General features: G+C 67.2%; 18 protein-coding genes and 1 tRNA gene. 7 read left to right on the top strand and 12 right to left on the bottom strand.

Annotated elements, in window-relative coordinates; all coding sequences use genetic code 11:
* Nucleotides 1–44: 44 nt before the first annotated feature.
* From AAFF27_19580 to AAFF27_19555, 6 genes are all read right to left on the bottom strand, one after another.
* Entirely contained in the window at nucleotides 45–890 is an 846-nt protein-coding gene (locus tag AAFF27_19580; protein XAH22203.1) for a M90 family metallopeptidase, read from the bottom strand.
* Entirely contained in the window at nucleotides 887–1,657 is a 771-nt protein-coding gene (locus AAFF27_19575; GenBank protein ID XAH22202.1) for a UDP-2,3-diacylglucosamine diphosphatase, read from the bottom strand. The genes AAFF27_19580 and AAFF27_19575 overlap by 4 nt, the downstream gene beginning before the upstream one ends.
* Before the next feature lie 18 nt (nucleotides 1,658–1,675).
* On the bottom strand, nucleotides 1,676–2,182 hold the full coding sequence (locus tag AAFF27_19570; protein XAH22201.1) for a peptidylprolyl isomerase: 507 nt from the start codon (nucleotides 2,180–2,182) through the stop codon (nucleotides 1,676–1,678).
* Between the two features lie 56 nt (nucleotides 2,183–2,238).
* Nucleotides 2,239–2,835 (bottom strand): peptidylprolyl isomerase, encoded by a 597-nt coding sequence (locus AAFF27_19565; GenBank protein ID XAH22200.1) that lies wholly within the window; start codon nucleotides 2,833–2,835, stop codon nucleotides 2,239–2,241.
* Nucleotides 2,835–4,163 carry a L,D-transpeptidase family protein gene (locus tag AAFF27_19560; GenBank protein ID XAH22199.1) on the bottom strand — a complete coding sequence of 443 codons (1,329 nt, stop codon included), beginning with the start codon at nucleotides 4,161–4,163 and terminating at the stop codon, nucleotides 2,835–2,837. The genes AAFF27_19565 and AAFF27_19560 overlap by 1 nt, the downstream gene beginning before the upstream one ends.
* A gap of 73 nt (nucleotides 4,164–4,236) precedes the next feature.
* The gene (locus AAFF27_19555; GenBank protein ID XAH22198.1) at nucleotides 4,237–5,346 is read right to left on the bottom strand and encodes a tetratricopeptide repeat protein; all 1,110 of its coding nucleotides are present in this window, start codon (nucleotides 5,344–5,346) and stop codon (nucleotides 4,237–4,239) included.
* Nucleotides 5,347–5,540: 194 nt separating this feature from the next.
* Here AAFF27_19555 and cysS point away from each other — a divergent pair, with 194 nt between their 5' ends.
* From cysS to ylqF, 7 genes are all read left to right on the top strand, one after another.
* Nucleotides 5,541–6,920 (top strand): cysteine--tRNA ligase, encoded by a 1,380-nt coding sequence (cysS, locus tag AAFF27_19550; GenBank protein XAH22197.1) that lies wholly within the window; start codon nucleotides 5,541–5,543, stop codon nucleotides 6,918–6,920.
* A 37-nt stretch (nucleotides 6,921–6,957) separates the two neighbouring features.
* The gene (locus AAFF27_19545; GenBank protein ID XAH22196.1) at nucleotides 6,958–7,665 is read left to right on the top strand and encodes a DNA-3-methyladenine glycosylase 2 family protein; all 708 of its coding nucleotides are present in this window, start codon (nucleotides 6,958–6,960) and stop codon (nucleotides 7,663–7,665) included.
* A gap of 65 nt (nucleotides 7,666–7,730) precedes the next feature.
* Nucleotides 7,731–8,711 carry an acetyl-CoA carboxylase carboxyltransferase subunit alpha gene (locus AAFF27_19540; GenBank protein XAH22195.1) on the top strand — a complete coding sequence of 327 codons (981 nt, stop codon included), beginning with the start codon at nucleotides 7,731–7,733 and terminating at the stop codon, nucleotides 8,709–8,711.
* 70 nt (nucleotides 8,712–8,781) lie between these two features.
* Nucleotides 8,782–9,798 carry a tRNA lysidine(34) synthetase TilS gene (tilS, locus tag AAFF27_19535; GenBank protein ID XAH22194.1) on the top strand — a complete coding sequence of 339 codons (1,017 nt, stop codon included), beginning with the start codon at nucleotides 8,782–8,784 and terminating at the stop codon, nucleotides 9,796–9,798.
* Between the two features lie 28 nt (nucleotides 9,799–9,826).
* Nucleotides 9,827–11,095: an aspartate kinase gene (locus tag AAFF27_19530; GenBank protein ID XAH22193.1), complete on the top strand. Its 1,269-nt coding sequence runs from the start codon at nucleotides 9,827–9,829 to the stop codon at nucleotides 11,093–11,095.
* Nucleotides 11,096–11,155: 60 nt separating this feature from the next.
* Nucleotides 11,156–11,248: transfer RNA gene (locus AAFF27_19525), tRNA-Ser, on the top strand.
* 100 nt (nucleotides 11,249–11,348) lie between these two features.
* Entirely contained in the window at nucleotides 11,349–12,302 is a 954-nt protein-coding gene (gene ylqF / locus AAFF27_19520) for a ribosome biogenesis GTPase YlqF (GenBank protein ID XAH22192.1), read from the top strand.
* A gap of 25 nt (nucleotides 12,303–12,327) precedes the next feature.
* On the opposite strand, the gene AAFF27_19515 is transcribed toward ylqF, so the two are convergent.
* From AAFF27_19515 to AAFF27_19490, 6 genes are read right to left on the bottom strand one after another with little or no spacing between them, the layout of a single operon-like run.
* Nucleotides 12,328–13,956, bottom strand: a complete 1,629-nt coding sequence (locus AAFF27_19515; protein ID XAH22191.1) for an ABC transporter ATP-binding protein — start codon at nucleotides 13,954–13,956, stop codon at nucleotides 12,328–12,330.
* On the bottom strand, nucleotides 13,953–14,768 hold the full coding sequence (locus tag AAFF27_19510; GenBank protein XAH22190.1) for an ABC transporter permease: 816 nt from the start codon (nucleotides 14,766–14,768) through the stop codon (nucleotides 13,953–13,955). The genes AAFF27_19515 and AAFF27_19510 overlap by 4 nt, the downstream gene beginning before the upstream one ends.
* On the bottom strand, nucleotides 14,765–15,709 hold the full coding sequence (locus tag AAFF27_19505) for an ABC transporter permease (protein ID XAH22189.1): 945 nt from the start codon (nucleotides 15,707–15,709) through the stop codon (nucleotides 14,765–14,767). The genes AAFF27_19510 and AAFF27_19505 overlap by 4 nt, the downstream gene beginning before the upstream one ends.
* Before the next feature lie 15 nt (nucleotides 15,710–15,724).
* A complete protein-coding gene (locus AAFF27_19500; protein ID XAH22188.1) occupies nucleotides 15,725–17,341 on the bottom strand; it encodes an ABC transporter substrate-binding protein in 1,617 nt (538 codons plus the stop codon).
* Nucleotides 17,342–17,375: 34 nt separating this feature from the next.
* Entirely contained in the window at nucleotides 17,376–18,467 is a 1,092-nt protein-coding gene (locus tag AAFF27_19495) for a C45 family peptidase (GenBank protein ID XAH22187.1), read from the bottom strand.
* A 28-nt stretch (nucleotides 18,468–18,495) separates the two neighbouring features.
* On the bottom strand, nucleotides 18,496–19,845 hold the full coding sequence (locus tag AAFF27_19490; GenBank protein XAH22186.1) for an aspartate aminotransferase family protein: 1,350 nt from the start codon (nucleotides 19,843–19,845) through the stop codon (nucleotides 18,496–18,498).
* Between the last annotated feature and the right edge of the window lie 157 nt (nucleotides 19,846–20,002).

Raw genomic sequence — 20,002 nt, 5'->3', positions numbered from 1 at the left:
GCAAAAAGTGCCTGAAACCCTTGCTGGACTAGGGCTGTTAGCTATTATTTTTGTAGTTCTGTACCGGGCCGGAAAAAGGCATCGAACAGTGCTGGCAGGGTTGGGAATTCCTGCGCAAAGCGCGCGCGGTTGACGAAGTAGGCCTCGCAAGCCACGGGGAAGAATTCCTCCAGCGCCTCTGCGCCATAGGCGTCCAGCCAGGGCGTGGCGCCGCCAAAGCGCTCGGCGATGATGACCTGCTCGCGGTGCGCCTGGTAGGCCGGCTCCAGCAGGGCGTGCCAGGCGGCGCGCGCGGCGCGGCTGCTGTGTGTGCCCAGAAAGCCGCGCGGCAGCGGCGGGCAGCCATCGGCCGCGCCGTCGCGCATGTCCATCTTGTGGATGAACTCATGCACGACCACATTCGTGCCCTCGTCCACGCGCTCGCCGGCCGCCGCCACGTCCTGCCAGCTCAGCGTGACCGGGCCGCGCTCCATGGCCTCGCCCACCAGCGGCTCGTCGTAGTGGTGCACCACGCCGATGTCGTCGGTCACCTCGCGCGGCGCCACCACCTCGGCCGCATGCACCACCACCATCACGAAGTCGTCGTACCAGCCCAGCGCCTGCGCTGCCGGGCCAAAGTGCAGCAATGGCAGACAGGCCTGCACGGCGATGGAGAGGGCCATGGCGTCGGTGATCGCCAGGCCATGCGCGCCGTGGAATTCCTTCTGGTCCAAGAAGGCTGCAGCCAGGCGGCGCAACTGCTGCAGCTCCGTGGGCGTGAGCGCTTGCAGAAAGGGCAGTTGCGCCAGCGTGTCGTCCCACAGCGCATCGGGAATGGTGCGCCCGCTGGCCAGCGCCGCTCGGCGCGAGGGCAGCAGGGCGCGTAGCCGGTGCCACATGGCGGCGATCACGCCAGCGGTATGCGCAGCGCGCCGTTGGCCGACAGGCGCAGCGCCTCGGCGCGCGGCGGCACGGCCTGCAGGTCCCAGTCAGACAGCACCACACGGGCCAGGCCCTGGCCCAGATCGTGGTCGGCCGGGCGGTGGGTGTGGCCGTGGATCAGGGTGCTGGCGCCAGCGGCTTGCAGCCAGGCGCGCGCGGCATCAGTATCTGCATCGGCGTATTCGGCGCCGCTCTGCTTGCGCGCCTCGCTCTCGCTGCGCAGGCCGCGCGCGATGGCGCGGCGCTCGGCCAGCGGCCGCGCCAGAAAGGCCTGCTGCCAGGCAGCGGTACGCACCTCGGCGCGAAAGCGCAGGTAGTCCACATCCGCCAGGCACAGCGCATCGCCATGCGACAGCAGCCAGCGCCGGCCGTGCAGCGCCAGCACTGTGGGGTCGGCCAGCAATTGCATGCCGGCCTGCGCCAGAAAGCCTGCGCCCACCAGAAAATCGCGGTTGCCGTGCTGGAAGAACAGCGCGCAGCGGCTGGAGGCTGCGCGCAGCAAGTAGGCGCAGCGCGCTTCGAAGCTGCCAGGCACGGCGGCGTCATCGCCAATCCACACCTCGAACACATCGCCCAGCAAAAACACGGCATCGGCCGGCGTCTGCGCCAGGTAGCGCGCAAAGGCATCGAAGGTGGCGGCGTCGCCCTCGTGCAAATGCAGGTCTGATACGACATCGACCGTGCGCCAGGCGGGCGGAGCGGCAAGCTCGGCCACCGGGGGCACGGTCGATGTCATGGGTTGGCGCAGTGGCGCTTACAGCGCTACGGCCTTCTCGATGATGACGTCTTCTTGCGGCACGTCGTCATGGAAGCCCTTGCGGCCGGTCTTCACGGCCTTGATCTTGTCCACCACCTCGGTGCCGGCGATGACCTTGCCAAACACGGCGTAGCCCCAGCCCTGGGCCGAAGGCGCGGTGTGGTTCAGGAAGCCGTTGTTGGCCACGTTGATGAAGAACTGTGCCGTGGCCGAGTGCGGCGCATTGGTGCGCGCCATGGCGACGGTGTAGTTGTCGTTCTTCAGGCCGTTGTTGGCCTCGTTGTCGATCGGGCCGTCGGTCGGCTTCTGGTTCATGCCGGGCTCGAAGCCGCCGCCCTGCACCATGAAGCCGGGGATCACGCGGTGGAACACGGTGTTGTCGTAGTGGCCCTTGTTCACGTAGGCGAGGAAGTTCTCGACCGACTTCGGCGCCTTGGCGGCGTCGAGTTCAAGGGTGATCAGACCGTAGTCCTTGATATGCAGTTCGACTTGCGGGTTGCTCATGAGGGGAGTCCTTTCCGTTCTGGATGTGATGGAGGTTGGGGGTGCACGCCTTCAGCTCAGCGCAGCACGGTGGCCGAGTTGATGCTGACGGGCGTCACGGGCACGTTCTGGTGCGGGCCCTTGTTGCCGGTGGCGACGGCGCGGATCTTGTCGACCACGTCGGTGCCGGAGACAACCTTGCCAAACACCGCATAGCCAAAGCCATCGGGGCTGGGCGGGTTCAGCATGGCGTTGTCGGCCACGTTGATGAAGAACTGCGAGGTAGCCGAGTTGGGGTTGCTGGTGCGCGCCATGGCGACCGTGTACTTGTCGTTCTTCAGGCCGGTGGTCTCGAAGGCGAGCGGTGCCTTGGTGGGCTTTTGCTGCATGTCGGGCGTGAAGCCGCCGCCCTGGATCATGAAGCCGTCCATCACGCGGTGGAAGATGGTGCCGTCGTAGTGCTTGTCGCGCACGTACTGCAGGAAGTTGTCGACCGTCTTCGGCGCCTTGGCCTGGTCGAGCTCCAGCACGATGTCGCCCATGCTGGTGCTGAGCTTCACGCGCGGGTCAGCCGCCTGCGCCTGCACGGCGCCGCCGGCCAGCAGCAGCGCGGCGGCAAGGCCTGCCACGCGACGGGACACGGCTGCGCCGGAGAGTGTGAAAAGGGATGTCATCAGCCTATGTTTCCTTCAAAGAAGATTTTCCATTGCCCCTGCGTGCGCAGCCAGTACTGGCGCCGGATGGGGCCGGTGCGCGCGCCCTCGGCCACTTCGCCGAAGGTGGTCACCATGGTGTCGGTGCCGTCCTCGCGCCAATGCAGGTAGGAGAAGTCCTTGGTCTGCAGCGCATGGCCGCGTGCGCGTGCCATATCTTGTTGTACCACCGCGCGCCATTCCAGCAGCGACTTGCCGTAGCTGTCGAAATCCGGCGTATAGAAGCGCATCGTGCCGTCCATGTCGCCGCTGGATTTGGCGCTGCGCCAGGCATCGAAAGCGTCCTCGAAAGACTTGGCTGCGGCATGCGCGGCCTGCTGCGGCACCCAGTTCAACTGCTCGGCGATCACCACCGGGGTGGTGCGTATCGACACCGTGGCGAGCAGCCGCTTCAAGTCCGGGTTGGCCAGTGCCAGGCAGCCATCGGTGGCCAGCGGCGGACGTGCAAATTGGTCAGGTGGCGTGCCATGCAGCCAGATACCGCCGCCCGTGCGGCCACGGTACACGTCATACGGGTTGGGGTAGTTGATCGGCAGTGCGCCGGCGCCGTAGATGGGCTTGAGCGTGCGCGGGTCCAGGTTGCTGGTGATGTAGTACACCCCGAGCGGCGTGCGCATGTCGCCCTCGGTGCTCTTCTCTATGCCCGATTTGCCAACCGACATGTAGTAATCCGCCACCAGCCGCAGGCCACTGGCGCTGTTCTCGAACAGGTACAGGCGTGCGCGCGAGGTATCCACCGCAATCGCATGCTTGCTGCTCAGCGCCAGTTGGGCAAACTGCGAGGGCACGCTGCCGGCCGGTGGCCGCTCGCGCAGTGCCTTCAGGCGCAACGCAGATTCCTGCCGTAGCGCGGCCAGGGTTGGCGATTGACGGGCGTCCTCGTCCAGCATGTCGCCCAGCATGCGTACCGGACGGACGCGCTGGGCCAGCAGGTCGCCATAGACCAGTTGGCCCAGTTGGAAGGTGGGGTAGTCGGCGGTGAGCTTTTCCGCTGCCGCGAGCGCCTGATTGTTCTCACCCTGGCCAATCAGCCGGTACACGGCAATCAGCTTGGCTTCGGCATCGCCGTCGCGCAGCAGCACAGGGGCTGCCGCCGCGAGAGGGCTTGCCGTCCGAGCTGGTTGAGGCGCGACGGGCCGTACCGCTGCTGGGCGCAGCTTTTTCTCCGCGCGGGGCGCAGTTTCCGCGCGCGCAGCCGTCGCCGGCGGCGCTGTGCCCAAAAACACGGCGGCAGCGGCCAGGGTGGCCAGAACAGGGGAGAAGGCCCGCATCATCGAGGCTGGGAACATTGGGTAACGCCGGCAAAGACGAGGCTCAGCCGGCGCACAGGCGGGAGGAGGGCGAGGGGGGACGGCGCCAGCCTCAACCGGTGGATTCCTGCACGATCAGCCATTGGTCGCCGGATTTGATCAGCTCCAGCGTCTTGCGACTGGTGACATTCAGCGTGTCGGCGCTGTAGTCCTGACGGAAACGGGCCGTGGCCTTGTTGCCCTGCACCGTCACATTCAGGTTGCTGATGCCGACCTTGATGCTCGACTTGCCCATGATGCGCGCCTTGCGCTCGGCTTCCCAGGCCGCGCGGGTCTGCTTGGCCGGCGTGCGGAATTCCTTGGCGTAGGCGGCCAGGTAGTCCTTCATGTCGCGTGCCTGCCAGGCCGCGGCCCAGGCGCGCACGGCGGCCTCGACGTCTTCGCGCTGCTGCTTGGCGGGCGCGGCGGCCTCTGGCTTGGCGGCTTCAGGTGCCGGGGGCGGGGCTGGCACGGGTGCTGGTGCCGGCGCCGGGCTGGGCGTTGGCGTCGGTGCTGCTGGAGCCGGTGCAGGTGCTGGCGTGGGAGCGGGCACGGGCTTGACCACCGGTGCCGGCGCTGCGGGCGCCGAGGGAGCAGCGGCCGGTGCGGGCGTTGCGGCGGCCACCTTGGTGCCGGCGCCGCGGGCCGGTGCCGGCGCAAACAGTTCGCGGATCAGCGCGAGCTTGGGCGGCACGTTGGTGTTGTTGGCGTCCAGTTGCAGCGCACGGCCGTAGGCCTGGCTGGCGAGCTTGGCATAGACATCGCCCATGTTCTCGTGGGCGGTGGCGTAGCTCGGGTTGGTGCGGATCGCCATTTCCAGGGCGGTACGCGCCTTGTCGTACTGCTTCTGGTTGGCGTAGAGCACCGCCAGATTGTTGTAGGGCTCGGGCAGCTCCGGGTATTCCTGCGTCAGGGCCGTGAAGGTGGTGATGGCGTCGTTCGGCTTGCCCGATTCCGTCTGGATCACGCCCTTCAGGAAGCGCATCTGCGGGTCGCGCGGATTGCTGGCCAGGTAGCGGTCGGCCTTTAGCTGGGCATCGGCGAACTTGCCGGTACGGATCAACTGGTTGACGTCGGTGTAGTCGTCTGCCCTGGCCGTCCCCGCGGCTAGCGACAGGCCCAATGCGACGCAAATGGCGATGGTGCGCAGAGAGAAGGGAAGGGCGGCGGCGCCTGGGTGCATAAGGCCTCTGGGGTCGGTGCTGGGGAGCGGCAAGCCCCGGCGCAAGCGGCCGTGGGGCTTATACTGCGGCGGATTGTAGCCGGAGGGTCCCACGCCAAGCGCGTCCCGGGCCCGCCGTCTGCCCCCACCCTACTGCAAGAAAAAAGGCGCCCGCTTTTCGCGCGCGGCCTTGTGGCCCGGCCACCGTCTATTTCATGAGCCTGCGCATCTACAACACGCTCTCGCGTGCCTTGGAGGAGTTCTCCCCGATCGAGCCCGGTCATGTCCGCATGTACGTCTGCGGCATGACGGTCTACGACCTCTGCCACCTCGGCCATGCGCGCTCGATGGTGGCCTTCGACGTGGTGCAGCGCTGGTTCAAGGCCTCGGGCCTGCGCGTGAGCTATGTGCGCAACATCACCGACATCGACGACAAGATCATCCGCCGCGCACTGGAGAACGGCGAGACCATCCGCTCGCTGACCGACCGCATGATCGATGCGTTGCACCAGGACGCCGACGCGCTGGGTATCGAGCGTCCCACGCACGAGCCACGCGCCATGGACTACGTGCCGCAGATGCTGGGCCTGATCGAGCGCTTGGAGCAAAAAGGCCTGGCCTACCGCGTCCCGGGCGGCGATGTGAACTACGCCGTGCGCAAGTTCCCGGGCTACGGCAAGCTCTCGGGCAAGTCGCTGGACGAGCTGCGCGCCGGCGAGCGCGTGGCCGTGCTGGGCGACAAGCAAGACCCGCTGGATTTCGTACTGTGGAAGTCCGCCAAAGAGGCCGAACCCGACGAGGCCAAGTGGCCCAGCGCCTACGGCCTGGGGCGCCCCGGCTGGCACATCGAGTGCTCGGCCATGGGCTGCACCCTGCTGGGCGAGAGCTTTGACATCCATGGCGGCGGCGCCGACCTGCAGTTTCCGCACCACGAGAACGAGATCGCCCAGAGCGAGGGCGCGACCGGCCATGCGCTGGCGCGCTACTGGATGCACAACGGCTTTGTGCGCCTGGACAACGAGAAGATGTCCAAGAGCCTGGGCAACTTCTTCACCATCCGCGAAGTGCTGCAGAAGTACGACGCCGAGACGGTGCGCTTCTTCATCCTGCGCGCCCACTACCGCAGCCCGCTGAACTACAGCGACGCCCACCTGGACGATGCGCGCAGCAGCCTGCGGCGCCTCTACACCGCGCTGGACCTGGTGGCGCCGGCTGCCGGCTCGGACATCGACTGGACCAACCCCTTCGCCGCGCGCTTCAAGGCGGCCATGGACGAGGATTTCGGTACGCCCGAAGCCGTGGCCGTGCTGTTTGACCTGGCGGGCGAAGTCAACCGCACCGGTTCGACCGCGCTGGCCGGCCTCTTGCGGGCGCTGGGCGGCACGCTGGGCCTGCTGCAACTGGCGCCGCAGGCCTTTCTGCGCGCCGGTGCCGTGCTGGACGATGCGGCCATCACGGCGCTGATCGCCCAGCGCGCCGAGGCCAAGAAGGCCAGGAATTTCGCCGAATCCGACCGCATCCGCGACGAACTGCTGGGACAGGGCATCGTGCTCAAGGACACCCCGGCCGGCACCACCTGGGAGGTGGCTGCGTGATGTCCCTGCGATGTTTTTCCCGGACTGCGGAGTAGCCTTGCCCGCCACCCGCAAACCCCCCGCGCCCCCGGCCCCTGCGCCGGCGGCAAAAGCCGCGCCCAAGGCCGGCAGCGCCGAGCCGCAGGTCTTCACCCCTGACTACTGGCAGGACGCCTGCAAGCACCTGGTGGCCAAGGACCGGGTCATGAAGCGCCTGATTCCGCAGTTTGGCGATGCCTGCCTGGAGACGCGTGCTGACGCCTTCACCACGCTGGCACGCAGCATCGTGGGCCAGCAGATTGCGGCCAAGGCCGCGCAGGTGGTCTGGGACCGCTTCATCAAGCTGCCGCGCAAGATGACGCCGGCCAATGTGCTCAAGCTGAAAGTCGACGACATGCGTGCCGCCGGCCTGTCGGCGCGCAAGATCGACTACCTTTGCGACCTGGCGCTGCACTTCGATGCCGGCTCGGTGCACGTCAAATCCTGGGAGTCGATGGACGACGAGGCCATCATTGCCGAGCTGATCGCCATCCGTGGCATTGGCCGCTGGACGGCCGAGATGTTCCTGATCTTCTACCTGATGCGTCCCAACGTGTTGCCGCTGGACGACCCGGGCCTGATCACCGGCATCAGCCAGAATTATTTCTCGGGTGATCCGGTCAGCCGCAGCGAGGCGCGCGAGGTTGCCGCCGCCTGGGCGCCCTATTGCAGTGTTGCAACTTGGTATATTTGGCGGTCGCTGGACCCGATTCCAGTCGACTATTGAGCCCGGCCGCCCGCAGGCGGCCCCCCGCACACCGATCGCAGTGCGCGGAACACAGGAGTAAGGCCTTGGCCAAGAAAACTTTCCTCGACTTCGAGCAGCCCATCGCGGAACTCGAAGGCAAGATCGAAGAGTTGCGCTACGTCCAGACCGAATCGGCAGTCGATATCTCCGAAGAGATCGACCAGCTCGGCAAGAAAAGCCTGCAGCTGACCAAGGACATCTACAGCGATCTCTCGCCCTGGCAGATCACCAAGATCGCGCGCCACCCCGAGCGGCCCTATACGCTGGACTACGTGAAGGAAATCTTCACCGACTTCGTCGAGCTGCATGGCGACCGGCATTTTTCGGATGACCTGTCCATCGTGGGCGGCTTGGCGCGTTTCAACGGCCACGCTTGCATGGTGCTGGGCCACCAGAAGGGCCGCGACACCAAGGAGCGTGGCCTGCGCAACTTCGGCATGAGCAAGCCCGAGGGCTACCGCAAGGCGCTGCGCCTGATGAAGACCGCCGAGAAGTTCAAGCTGCCAGTGTTCACCTTCGTCGACACGCCTGGCGCCTATCCCGGCATCGACGCCGAGGAGCGCGGCCAGTCCGAGGCCATTGGCCGCAACATCTTCGAGATGGCGCAACTAGAGGTGCCCATCATCTCCACCATCATCGGCGAAGGCGGCTCCGGCGGCGCGCTGGCGATTTCGGTGGGTGACCAGGTGCTGATGCTGCAGTACTCGGTCTACTCCGTCATCAGCCCCGAGGGCTGCGCCTCCATCCTCTGGAAGACCAGCGACAAGGCCCAGGAAGCGGCCGATGCCCTGGGCATTACCGCGCACCGCCTGAAGGCGCTGGGCCTGGTCGACAAGATCGTCAGCGAGCCGGTTGGCGGCGCGCACCGCGACCACAAGCAGATGGCCGCCTTCCTCAAGCGCGCGTTGAACGACGCCTTCCGCCAGGTGCACGACCTGAAGACCACCGAGCTGCTGGACCGCCGCTACGACCGGCTGCAGAGCTACGGCCGCTACACCGACGTGAAGGCCGAGAACAGCAAGTAAGGCTGCCTCCCGCCCACACCATGCCCGCGTTCTGCGGGCTTTTTTTCTGGGGCACTGCATGGAATCTCCCGTGACCCGCTCTTTCGATGAAGCCCTGCAGCGCTTCGCGCCGGCGCTGCCGCTGGCCGTGGCCTTCAGCGGCGGTGCTGATTCCACTGCGTTGCTGGCCGCCTGTGCCGCACGCTGGCCAGGGCAGGTGCGCGCAGTGCATGTGCACCATGGCCTGCAGGCGGCGGCCGACACCTTCGAGGCGCATTGCCGCGCGCTGTGCGCGCAGCTCGCGGTGCCGCTGTCGGTACATCGGGTGGATGCACGCCATGCGTCCGGCGAAAGCCCGGAAGACGCAGCGCGCCGCGCCCGTTATGAGGCTTTTAGGGCTGAAGCCCAGGTGCAGACTGGGCATTCAGCTATTAAAAGCATAGTAATTGCCCAGCATGCCGATGACCAGGTCGAAACCCTGCTGCTGGCGCTTTCGCGCGGTGCGGGCCTGCCCGGCCTGGCGAGCATGCCGGCGCAGTGGCGGCGCGACGGCATCGACTACCACCGCCCCCTGCTGGCCGTGCCGGGCGCCGAGCTGCGCACCTGGCTGCAGGCGCGCGGCCTGCCCTGGGTCGAGGACCCGACCAATTCCGACCAGCGCTACACCCGCAACCGCATCCGCGCACGCCTGCTGCCGGCGCTGGAGGCGGCTTTCCCGCAGTTCCGCACCACCTTCGCCCGCAGCGCCGCCCATGCGGCCGAGGCGCAGGCGGTGCTGGGCGAGGTCGCCGCGGCCGACCTGGCCGTGGTCGGCAGCCCGCCCGCCATCAAGGCGCTGCAGCAACTGGGCGCGGGCCGCCGCGCGTTGGTGCTGCGACACTGGTTGCGCACAGTACACGGCACGGTGCCCAGCGCCGTGCAACTGGCCGAGCTGCAGCGCCAGGTGCTGGCCTGCACCACGCGCGGCCACCGGATCGAGCTCAAGGTCGGCGCCGGCTTCGTCCGGCGCGAGGGGGCCGCGCTCGGTTGGTACAATCCCGCGGTTTTGGGCTCTCCTGCAGCACGGGACACCACGGCGCGCCAAAACCAGTTGCCTCCTGCGCCGTGAGCCGCTTCCCGTCTTTCGCATCTATTCCATGGCATTGATCGTTCACAAGTACGGCGGCACGTCGATGGGCTCGACCGAGCGCATCCGCAACGTCGCAAAACGTGTCGCCAAATGGGCGCGCGCCGGCCACCAGATGGTGGTCGTCCCCAGCGCCATGAGCGGCGAAACCAACCGCCTGCTGGGCCTGGCCAAAGAGCTGGCCCCGGCCAAGCCCGGCGATGCCTACGGCCGCGAGCTCGACATGCTCGCCTCCACCGGCGAGCAGGCCTCGTCCGCGCTGCTGGCAATTGCGCTGCAGTCCGAAGGCATGCAGTCGGTCAGCTACGCCGGCTGGCAGGTGCCGATCCGCACCGACAGCGCCTACACCAAGGCGCGCATCGAATCCATCGACGACGTCCGTGTGCGCGCCGACCTGGATGCGGGCAAGGTGGTCATCGTCACCGGCTTCCAGGGCATCGACGACCTGGGCCACATCACCACGCTTGGCCGTGGCGGCAGCGACACCTCGGCCGTGGCCGTGGCGGCTGCGATGAAAGCGGCCGAGTGCCTGATCTACACCGACGTGGACGGCGTCTACACCACCGACCCGCGCGTGGTGCCCGATGCGCGCCGCCTGAAGACCGTGAGCTTCGAGGAGATGCTGGAGATGGCATCGCTCGGCTCCAAGGTGCTGCAGATCCGCTCGGTGGAATTTGCCGGCAAGTACAAGGTGCCGCTGCGCGTGCTCTCCAGCTTCACGCCCTGGGATATCGACATCGTTGAAGAGGCCGCGTCCGGCACTCTGATCACTTTCGAGGAAGACGAACACATGGAACAAGCCGTCGTATCCGGCATCGCGTTCAACCGTGACGAGGCCAAGATCTCGGTCCTGGGCGTGCCCGACAAGCCAGGCATCGCCTATCAGATCCTGGGCGCCGTGGCCGATGCCAACGTCGAAGTCGACGTGATCATCCAGAACCTCAGCAAGGACGGCAAGACCGACTTCAGCTTCACCGTGCACCGCAACGACCTGGCGCGCACCGTGGACCTGCTGCAGACCAAGGTACTGCCATCGCTGGGCGCCGACAGCATCGAGTCCGACGCCAAGATCTGCAAGGTCAGCATCGTCGGCATCGGCATGCGCAGCCACGTTGGCGTGGCCAGCACCATGTTCCGCGTGCTGAGCGAAGAGGGCATCAACATCCAGATGATCTCCACCTCTGAAATCAAGACCTCGGTCGTGATCGACGAGAAGTACATGGAGCTGGCCGTGCGCGCGCTGCACAAGGCCTTCGACCTGGATCAGCCCAAGGCCTGAAAAACTCAGGCCGCCCCAGGCGGATAGCCCTCCAGCTTGAGGCATAATAGAGGGCTAGTAGGAAACGTGACCGAGTGGCCGAAGGTGCTCCCCTGCTAAGGGAGTATGGGGTGTAGAGCCTCATCGAGGGTTCGAATCCCTCCGTTTCCGCCAGGACCCAAAGAAAAAAGCGACTCGAAAGAGCCGCTTTTTTTCTTTTCCGGGTTCCATGCCGGCATGGCCGGAGTCTTCCCCGCAGAAAGAACACTTCACCATGGCCATCCAATGGTTTCCCGGTCACATGCACCTGACCAAGAAGGCCATCACCGAGCGGGTGAAGGACATCGACGTGGTGATCGAGGTGCTGGACGCGCGCATGCCTGGCTCCAGCGCCAATCCGCTGCTGGCCGAGCTGACGGCGGGGCGCCCGGCGCTCAAGGTGCTTAACAAGCAGGACGTGGCCGACCCGGTGCGTACCGAGCAGTGGCTGGCCCACTACAACGCGCAGCCGGACACCCGTGCCATCGCGCTTGATGCCAGCCTGGCCACGCCGGCGCGGCAGATCATTGCGGCCTGCCATGTGCTGGCGCCGCTGCGCGGCGGCATGGCCAAGCCGATGCGGGTGCTGATCTGCGGCGTGCCCAATGTGGGCAAATCGACCCTGATCAACACCCTGACCGGCGTGCGCAAGGCCAAGACCGGTGACGAGGCCGGCATCACCAAACTGGAACAGCGCATCGTGCTGGCCGACGACTTCTACTTGTGGGATACGCCGGGCATGCTGTGGCCGCGCATTGCCGTGGCGCAGAGCGGCTACAAGCTCGCTGCCGGCGGCGCGGTGGGCCGCAACGCCTACGACGAGGAAGAAGTGGCGCTGGAGTTTTTGAACTACGTCAAGGAACCCTATGCCGCGCTGCTGCAGGCGCGCTTCCGGCTGCCGGGTGACGTAGCGCAGATCGCAGCGCTCAAGGACGAAGAAGTGCTGGAGGCCGTGGGCCGCCTGCGCGGCGCGTTGCAGGGCAAGGGCCGCATCAACCTGCAGAAGGCGGCCGAGATCGTGATCCACGAGTTCCGCAGCGCTACGCTGGGCCGCATCACGCTGGAGACGCCGGAGGAATTCGCCGCATGGCACGCCGAAGGCCAGCGCCTGGATGCCGAGCGGCTGGCGAAGAAGGCGGCGCGGGCCGACCGCAAGAAGGGCCGTGGCGACGGCGCGGCGCCGGACTGAGGCGCCGCCCCTTTCTTGTAGCCGCTCAGGCGTACGCGGCCGACACGGCGAGGGGCCGTGGCGTGGCTTCCAGCAGGGCCCGTGTGTAGGCGTGCTGCGGGGTGTCGAACACGACATCGCGTGTGCCCTGCTCGACGATGCGGCCACGCTCCATCACGATCACGCGGTCGGCGATCTGGTCCACGGCCGCGAGGTCGTGGCTGATGAAGAGGCAGGCAAAACCGTGGTGCGCCTGCAGGCTCTGGAACAGGCGCAGCACCTGCGCCTGGATCGTCATGTCCAGCGCGGACACGGGCTCGTCGGCCACCACGAAGGCCGGGCGCCGCACCAGCGCACGCGCAATGGCCACGCGCTGGCGCTGCCCGCCCGATAGCTCGTGCGGGTAGCGCGCGCCCAGGCCGTCCAGGCCCACTTCGTCCAGCGTCTCTTGCACGCGCCGCAGGCGCGCCGCCGCATCGAGCGAGGGCAGGTGGCGCAGCGGCTCGGCCACGATGTCGTGCACGCGCATGCGTGGGTCGAGTGACGAGAACGGGTCCTGGAACACCAGCTGGCAGGCCAGCCGGAAGCGGTGCATTGCGGCGCGGTCGGCGCTGCGCACGTCTTCGCCGCGGAACAGGATCTGCCCGCTTTGCGACGGTGCCAAGCGCAGGATGGCGCGGCCCAGCGTGGTCTTGCCCGAGCCGCTGCCGCCCACCAGCGCGACCATCTCGCCCGGGTGGATGTCAAGGTCGAGCGTGTCGATCACGCGCACCGGTGGATGCCGCCTGAAGAAGCCGGCGCGTGCGCCGGCGTAGCTCACGCACAGGTCGCGTACCTGCACCAGCGGCTGTTGTGGCGCCGCGGATGGCGGCTTGGCGGGCTGGCGGCGCGGCAGTGCATCGACCAGTTTGCGGGTGTAGGCCTGCTTCGGCGCGATCAGGATGGCGGGCACGTCACCGGTCTCCACCAGCCGGCCTTTCTCCAGCACGATGGCGCGCTGCGCATAGCGCCCGACCAGGCCCAGGTTGTGCGTGATGAGCAGTACGGCCGTGCCGTTGTCGCGCGCCAGCCCGACCATCAGGTCGAGCACTTCGCGCTGGCTCAGCGTGTCGAGTGCGGTGGTGGGCTCGTCGGCGATCAGCAGGCGCGGCTTCAGCAGCATCACGCTGGCCAGCATGATGCGCTGGCGCATGCCGCCCGAAAATTCATGCGGGTAGGCGTGCATGCAGCGCTCGGGGGCGGCGATCTGCACGCGGCGCAGCATGTCGAGGATGCGCGCGCGAATCTCGGCGGCCGACAGCTTGGTGTGCATGCGCAGGCCTTCGGCCATCTGCTCGCCGATGCGGTGCACCGGGTTGAGCGAGACCATCGGCTCCTGGAACACCATGCCGATGCCCGGCCCGCGGATCGGGCGCATGGCCTCGACGTCACGCGTGCTCAGGTCTTCACCGTCGAACACGATGCGTCCGCCGGTCTGCGCGATGCCCGGTGGCAGCAGTTGCAGGATGGCGCGCGCGGCCATGGTCTTGCCGCTGCCCGATTCGCCCACCACCGCCAGGAATTCGCCGGGCTTCACATCGAAGGACAGGTCGTGCACCAGTGGCTGCGTGCCGTGGCGCAGCTCGATCTTCAGGTGCTCGACCGACAGCACGGCTTGGTTCAAGGACGTGTTCATGCCTTCTCCGTGCGTGGGTCGAGGCGATCGCGCAGCGATTCGCCCAACAGGTTGATGCCCAGCAGCGTCAGGGCGATGCACAGGCCCGGCACCAGGCACAGCCACACGGCCGAGGCCATGTAGGGCCGTGCGCTGGCCAGCATGTTGCCCCAGGTGGGCGCGGGCGGCGGCACGCCCAGGCCGAGAAAGCTCAGCGCGCTTTCCGACAGCAATACCCAGCCAAACATGCTGGTGGCCAGCACCGCGATCGGCGCCACGCAGTTGGGCAGGATGTGGCGCCACATGGTGTAGATCTCGCTGTTGCCGATCATGCGCGAGGCCTCGACGTACTCGCGCTCGCGCAGCGACAGCACGGTGCCGCGCACCACGCGCACCACCGAGGGCGCATAGGCCAGGCTCAGTGCCAGCACGATGCCCCATTGGTTGGCGCCAACGATCACCATCACGCCCAGCGCCAGCAGCAGGCCCGGGAAGGCCAGCAGCGTGTCGTTGAAGGCCATCAGCACGCGGTCGGTCCAGCCGCGCATGAAGCCCGCGACCACGCCAACCACCAGGCCCATGGCGGTGGCCAGCGCCACGGTCAGCAACGCGATCAGGCAACTGGTAGAGGCGCCTTGCATGGCGCGGCTGGCCACGTCGCGGCCGAACTCGTCGGTGCCGAGCCAGTGCGCCATGGAGGGCGCCTGCAGCTTGCTGCGCAGGTCGATGCCGAGCGGGCTGTAGGGCGTCCAGACGGCGGCCACCACCGCCAGGATCAGCAACGTGCCAATGAGCACGCCGCCGATGAGGGTATGGGTCTTGAGTTTCTTCACTGCACCGACACCCGTGGGTCGAAGAGGGGATAGCACATGTCCACGATCAGGTTGATGACGACATAGATGCAGGCGGTAAACAGCAGGCAGCCCTGCAGCACGGGATAGTCGCGCGCGAAGATCGAATCGATCATCAGGCGGCCCAGGCCGGGCAGGGTGAACACGGTCTCGAGCACCGCGATGCCGCTCAGCAGGTGGCCGAGGATCAGGCCGATCATGGTGAGCGTGGGATTGAAGGCGTTGGGCAGCACGTGGCGGCGCAGCACCTGCGACTCGGGCACGCCCTTGGCGCGCGCATGCGTGACGTATTCCAGCCGCAGGATCTCGATGGTGCTGGCGCGCGACATGCGCGTGAGCACACCGGTTTCCACCAGCACCAGCGTAACGATAGGCAGGATCACGTAGAGCACGCCCTGCGAGAAGTTCTCTGACATGGGCACATAGCCCACCACCGGCAGCCAGCCCAGGAACTGGCCGAAGAACATCAGCAGCAGCAGGCCGAGCCAGAAGCTCGGCACCGACAGCAGCAGCGTGGCCGCGCCGATGATGGCAAGGTCGGTCGGGCGGTCCTTGCGCCAGGCGGCGATCAGGCCGGCGGGCACGGCGATCAGCGAGGCCAGCGCCACGGCGGTAAGCACGATGACGGCGCTCACATGAAAGCGTTCCCAGATCAGCGGCAGCACTGCCAGCCCGTTGGTGGTGGACACGCCAAGGTCACCGGCCAGCGCGTGGCGCAGCCACACAAAGTACTGGGTGACCAGGGGCTGGTCCAGTCCCATCTGGTGGCGCATGAGTTCGAGTTGCGCGGGGTCGGCACCTTCACCCAGCATCAGCAGCACCGGGTCGCCCGGAATCAGCCGCATGAGGGTGAAGACTGCGATTGATACCAGCAATAGCGTCGGGATCGTCATGGCGATCCGGCGCAGGAGGTAGAGGGGCATGGGGCGGCGCCTCGGTCAGGGGCTCGCGTCGAGCCGGACGTTCCAGAACCGTGGCTTGGCCGGGGCCCAGCCCTTGAAGCCCGTCACGCTCTTGCGCATGGCCGTGGCGTCGCTGGCGTTGAACAGCACGATCATCGGCACGTCCTGCAGCATCTGCTTGTGCATTTCATCGAACAGCACCTGGCGCCGCGCCTTGTCGCGCGACACCATGGACTCGGTCAGGCGCGCCTGCGCATAGGGGCTGTCCCAGGCCTTGCGCGGCTGGGTGGCCTTGTCGCCGGACACCATCTCGTAGTTGAGCGATGGGTCGATGCGCGCCGAGTAGATGAAGGCCATGCTCTGGTACTGGCCCTTGGTGTAGCGGTCGAGCTGGGTGGCCCAGTCGAGCACTTCCAGCTCGATATTGATGCCGGCTTCAGACGCCATAGCCTGCACCAGCACGGCGGAGGAATACAGGGATTCGTAGCGCTTGTTGGCGATCATGCGGATCGGCTGGCCGCGGTAGCCGGCCTCTGCGAGCAGCTTTTTTGCGGCGCTGAGGTCGCGCTTGAAGCCGGTTGCCTGCACGGCGTCGTAATAGGGGCTGGACGACGGAACCACCGAATTGTTGACGACAGAGAGGCCTTCGGTCACGGTGCTGGCGATCTCTGGCGTGTCGAGCGCTAGCGCCAGCGCGCGGCGCACGCGCACGTCCTTCAGCACCGGGTCGTTGGTTTGCAGCAGCAGCGCGATCATGGTCATCACCGGCGTGTTGTCGACGACGACATCACTGCGCTTGCGCATCTCGACCACGTCGGCCGGGCTGGGGCTGATGAAGGCGTCAAGGCCGCCGCTGTAGAGCGCCGCCTTGGCGGCGGCCGAATCGGGGATGACGACAAAGCGCAGGTTCTCGACCTCGGCCTTCTTGCCGCCGGTGAGGCCGTCGCGCGGCTCGGCGCGCGAGGTGTAGCCGTCGAAGCGCGTGAGCTCAACGTATTGGCCGCGCTTCCATTCCTTGAACTTGTAGGGGCCGGTGCCCACGGGCTCTTTCCACTGGCCGTCGGGGCCGACCGAGCTGCGGTGCAGGATGGCGGCGCTGCCGCAGTCGGGGCGCGCCATCATCGTGAGGAAGAGGGCGCTTGCGCGCTCGAGCTTGAACACCACCGTCTTGGGGTTGGGCGCTTCCACCGAGAGCACCTTGGTCATGCCTTTGCCGTCGAACTCGGGCAGGCAGCGCCAGTTGCTGGCGGGCCTGAGGTAGCGCTGCCAGCTCCACACCACGTCGTCGGCGACGAGCGTGGCGCCGTTCTGGAACTTCACGCCGTCGCGCAGGGTGAAGGTGTAGGTCAGGCCGTCGGCCGAGGTGTCGACCTTGCTTGCGAGCATGGGGCCGATGGAGGTGTCTTCGCGCAGCGCCACCAGCCCCTCGCCCACGTGCAGCAACACGTTGTCGGTGTTGTCGTCGCGGTTGCCACCGGGGTCGGTGCTGCGGATGTCGGAGTTGATCTGGATACGCAGGGTCTGGCCTGTGCCAGTTCCCCCGGTCTGGGCAAAGGCCGTGCCGGCCGCCAGGCCGAGGGCCCAGGCGGTGGCTTGCAGGAGCCTGCGCGAACGCGCGGTGGGATGGCGGGGCGGGGGCACGGGCACATTCATGGCAACACTCCTGGCGTGGGCTGGGCGAGTCAGGTCAGAGGGAATATTCGGTGAAGCGGTGGGCCTTGAAGGGCGCCGGGGCGATGCGCATTTTTCGTGCCGCCGGGTCCATCACGATGGTTGCCACGGTGGCCGAAGAAGCACCGCCGGGCCCTGCGCTTGGGGATCGGCAGACGGCGCGCGGTGCACCAAAGCGGTCCTGCAGCGCGTCCAGCACATGCTGCTCGGTGAGGTCGCCTGCGTGCTTGTGCAGCGCTTCGGTCACGCGGCGGTCGCGGTAGAGCGAGTCGGGCGTGGTCTCCAGGCTGCGGTCCACCACGCGCGCCAGGGCCGCCTGCGTCTTGAAGTGGTTGGCATGCACCAGGATGCCGGCTTCGGGCTGCTGCCAGAAGACCTGCTGCGGGCAGGTCTCGAGGCTCACGGCTTCGCCTTCTGCGTGCGTGATGATCATGTTGTTGGAGATCGAGCGCGCGCTGCGGCACACCACGCCAAGTGCGTTGGCGTACAGCTCCGCCTGCAGGATGGCGCGGCGGATCAGCGCCAGCGGCACACCTTGCTGCTGGCCGTCGCCATCGGCCTTGATGAAGTTGCCGGTGACGGCAATGCCCGCGCTGTTGAGGCCGGCGCGTGCCAGCGTGCCAGCCTCGGCAAAGGTCAGGATGGCCGGGCCCTTGGCCGGCTGGATGCGCAGCACCACGCCGAGTTCCAGGCTCTCCACGCGCCAGTCCCAGTTCTGCGCGTGGATCAGCTTGCCGTCGCGCGCGGCCGAGGGCATCACCACCACGCCGGTGCAGCCGTCGGGTGGCTCGGTGGCTTCGAGCTGCTGGAAGGCGTAAAGCAGTTCGCTGCGCGCATTGAGCGCCACGATGTCTTCGGTCGGCACGCCTGCGCCTTCGGCCACGCCTTCGATCTCGCGCAGCATGCCGGCGTCGAAGGCTTCGATCACCGGCATGAAGCGGCGTGCCAGCGCGCGGGTGCGGTCCCAGCTCAGGCCCACGCGCTCGAAGGCGGCGCGGTAGGTGCGCAGGCTCAGGTCGATGCGGTCACCGGCGGCGCGGCCGTACTGCTGGCCGCACTGGTGGGCGTCGCCTTCGATGTCATAGAGGGGGAAGGATTCGATGTCCATGTTGGGGTGTCCTTGTCGGGTGCGGTGTTCAGGCGGCCACGTCGGTGGCTTGGGCGGTCTGGGTGATGGCGGCGCGCAGGCTATCGACGATCTGGTCGACATGCGGGCGCCCGATGGTGAGCGGCGGCGACAGCGCGATGGTGTCGCCCACCGAGCGCACCAGCACGCCGCTGTCCACGCAATGCTGCGCCACGGCTTGCGCATGCGTGCCCGGGCCGCTGGCCCATGCCTGCAGCTCGACGCCGGCGAGCAGGCCCACGTTGCGCACGTCGACCACACCGGGCAGGCCGCGCAGCGCATGCAGGCAGTCTTCGAAGTAGGGCGACAGCGCGGCGGCCTGGGTGATCAGCCCGTCTTCGGTGTAGGCGTCTAGCGTGGCCATGGCGGCTGCGCAGGCCAGCGGGTGGCCTGAATAGGTATAGCCGTGCGACAGCTCTACCGCGCTGACGCTGCCCTGCATGAAGGCGTCATGCACCGCGCCGCGCATCAGCACCGCGCCCATGGGCACGGCGCCGTTGGTCAGGCCCTTGGCGGTGGTGATGATGTCGGGCACTACGCCAAACAGGTCGGCCGCAAAGTTGGTGCCCAGGCGGCCAAAGCCGGTGATGACTTCATCAAAGATCAGCAGCACGCCATGCTTGTCGCAGAGCTCGCGCAGGCGCTTGAGGTAGCCGCGCGGCGGCGGCAGCACGCCGGTGGAGCCGGCCACGGGCTCGACGATCACGGCGGCTACGGTCGATGCGTCGTGCAGGGCGAACAGCGCCTCGAGCGCGTCAGCCTTGTCGATGCCGTGTTCCGGCTCGCCGCGCGAGAACGCATTGCGTGCCAGGTCGAGCGTGTGCGGCAGGTGGTCGACGCCGTTGAGCAGCGGCCCGAAGGTGCTGCGCTGGCGCCCGATGCCGCCCACCGAGATGCCGCCAAAGCCCACGCCGTGGTAGGCGCGCTCGCGGCCGATCAGGCGGTAGCGGCCGGCGTCGCCGCGTGCGCGGTGGTAGGCCACGGCGATCTTCAGCGCGGTATCGACCGACTCGGAGCCCGAGTTGGTGAAGAACACATGGTCCATGCCGGCTGGCGCGAAGTGCGTCAGGCGCTCGGCCAGCTGGAAGGCGGCAGGGTGGCCGATCTGGAAGTTGGAGGCGTAGTCGAGCACGTCGATCTGCGCCTTCATCGCGGCGCTGATGCGCGGGTTGCGGTGCCCGGCGTTCACGCACCAGAGGCCGGCGATGGCGTCGAGCACGCGGTGGCCGTCGGCCAGGTCGTAGTAGAGGCCTTCGCTGCCAACGATCAGGCGCGGCGATTGCTTGAACTTGCGGTTGGGGGTGAAGGGCATCCAGAACGCGTCGAGCGAGGCTGGAGCAGGGGTGTCGACAAGGGCCACGAGATAGTTCTCCGTTGGAAGCGACCCGGCTCTTGGGTCGTCGTAGGAGCAATCTTGAAACTCGGATTGTATTTTTGTAGTTATATGTACATGGTTTTTTGATATAAAAAATACATAAATCCGGCCATGATTGGCCCCCAGACCTGCGCTTTCGGAG

Origin of the sequence: Xylophilus sp. GW821-FHT01B05 (assembly GCA_038961845.1) — a bacterium.
In the GTDB taxonomy this organism is placed as follows: Bacteria; Pseudomonadota; Gammaproteobacteria; order Burkholderiales; family Burkholderiaceae_C; genus Xylophilus.
The sequence above is the reverse complement of the archived record's forward strand: the minus strand, read 5'-3'. Positions and strand labels throughout refer to the sequence as shown.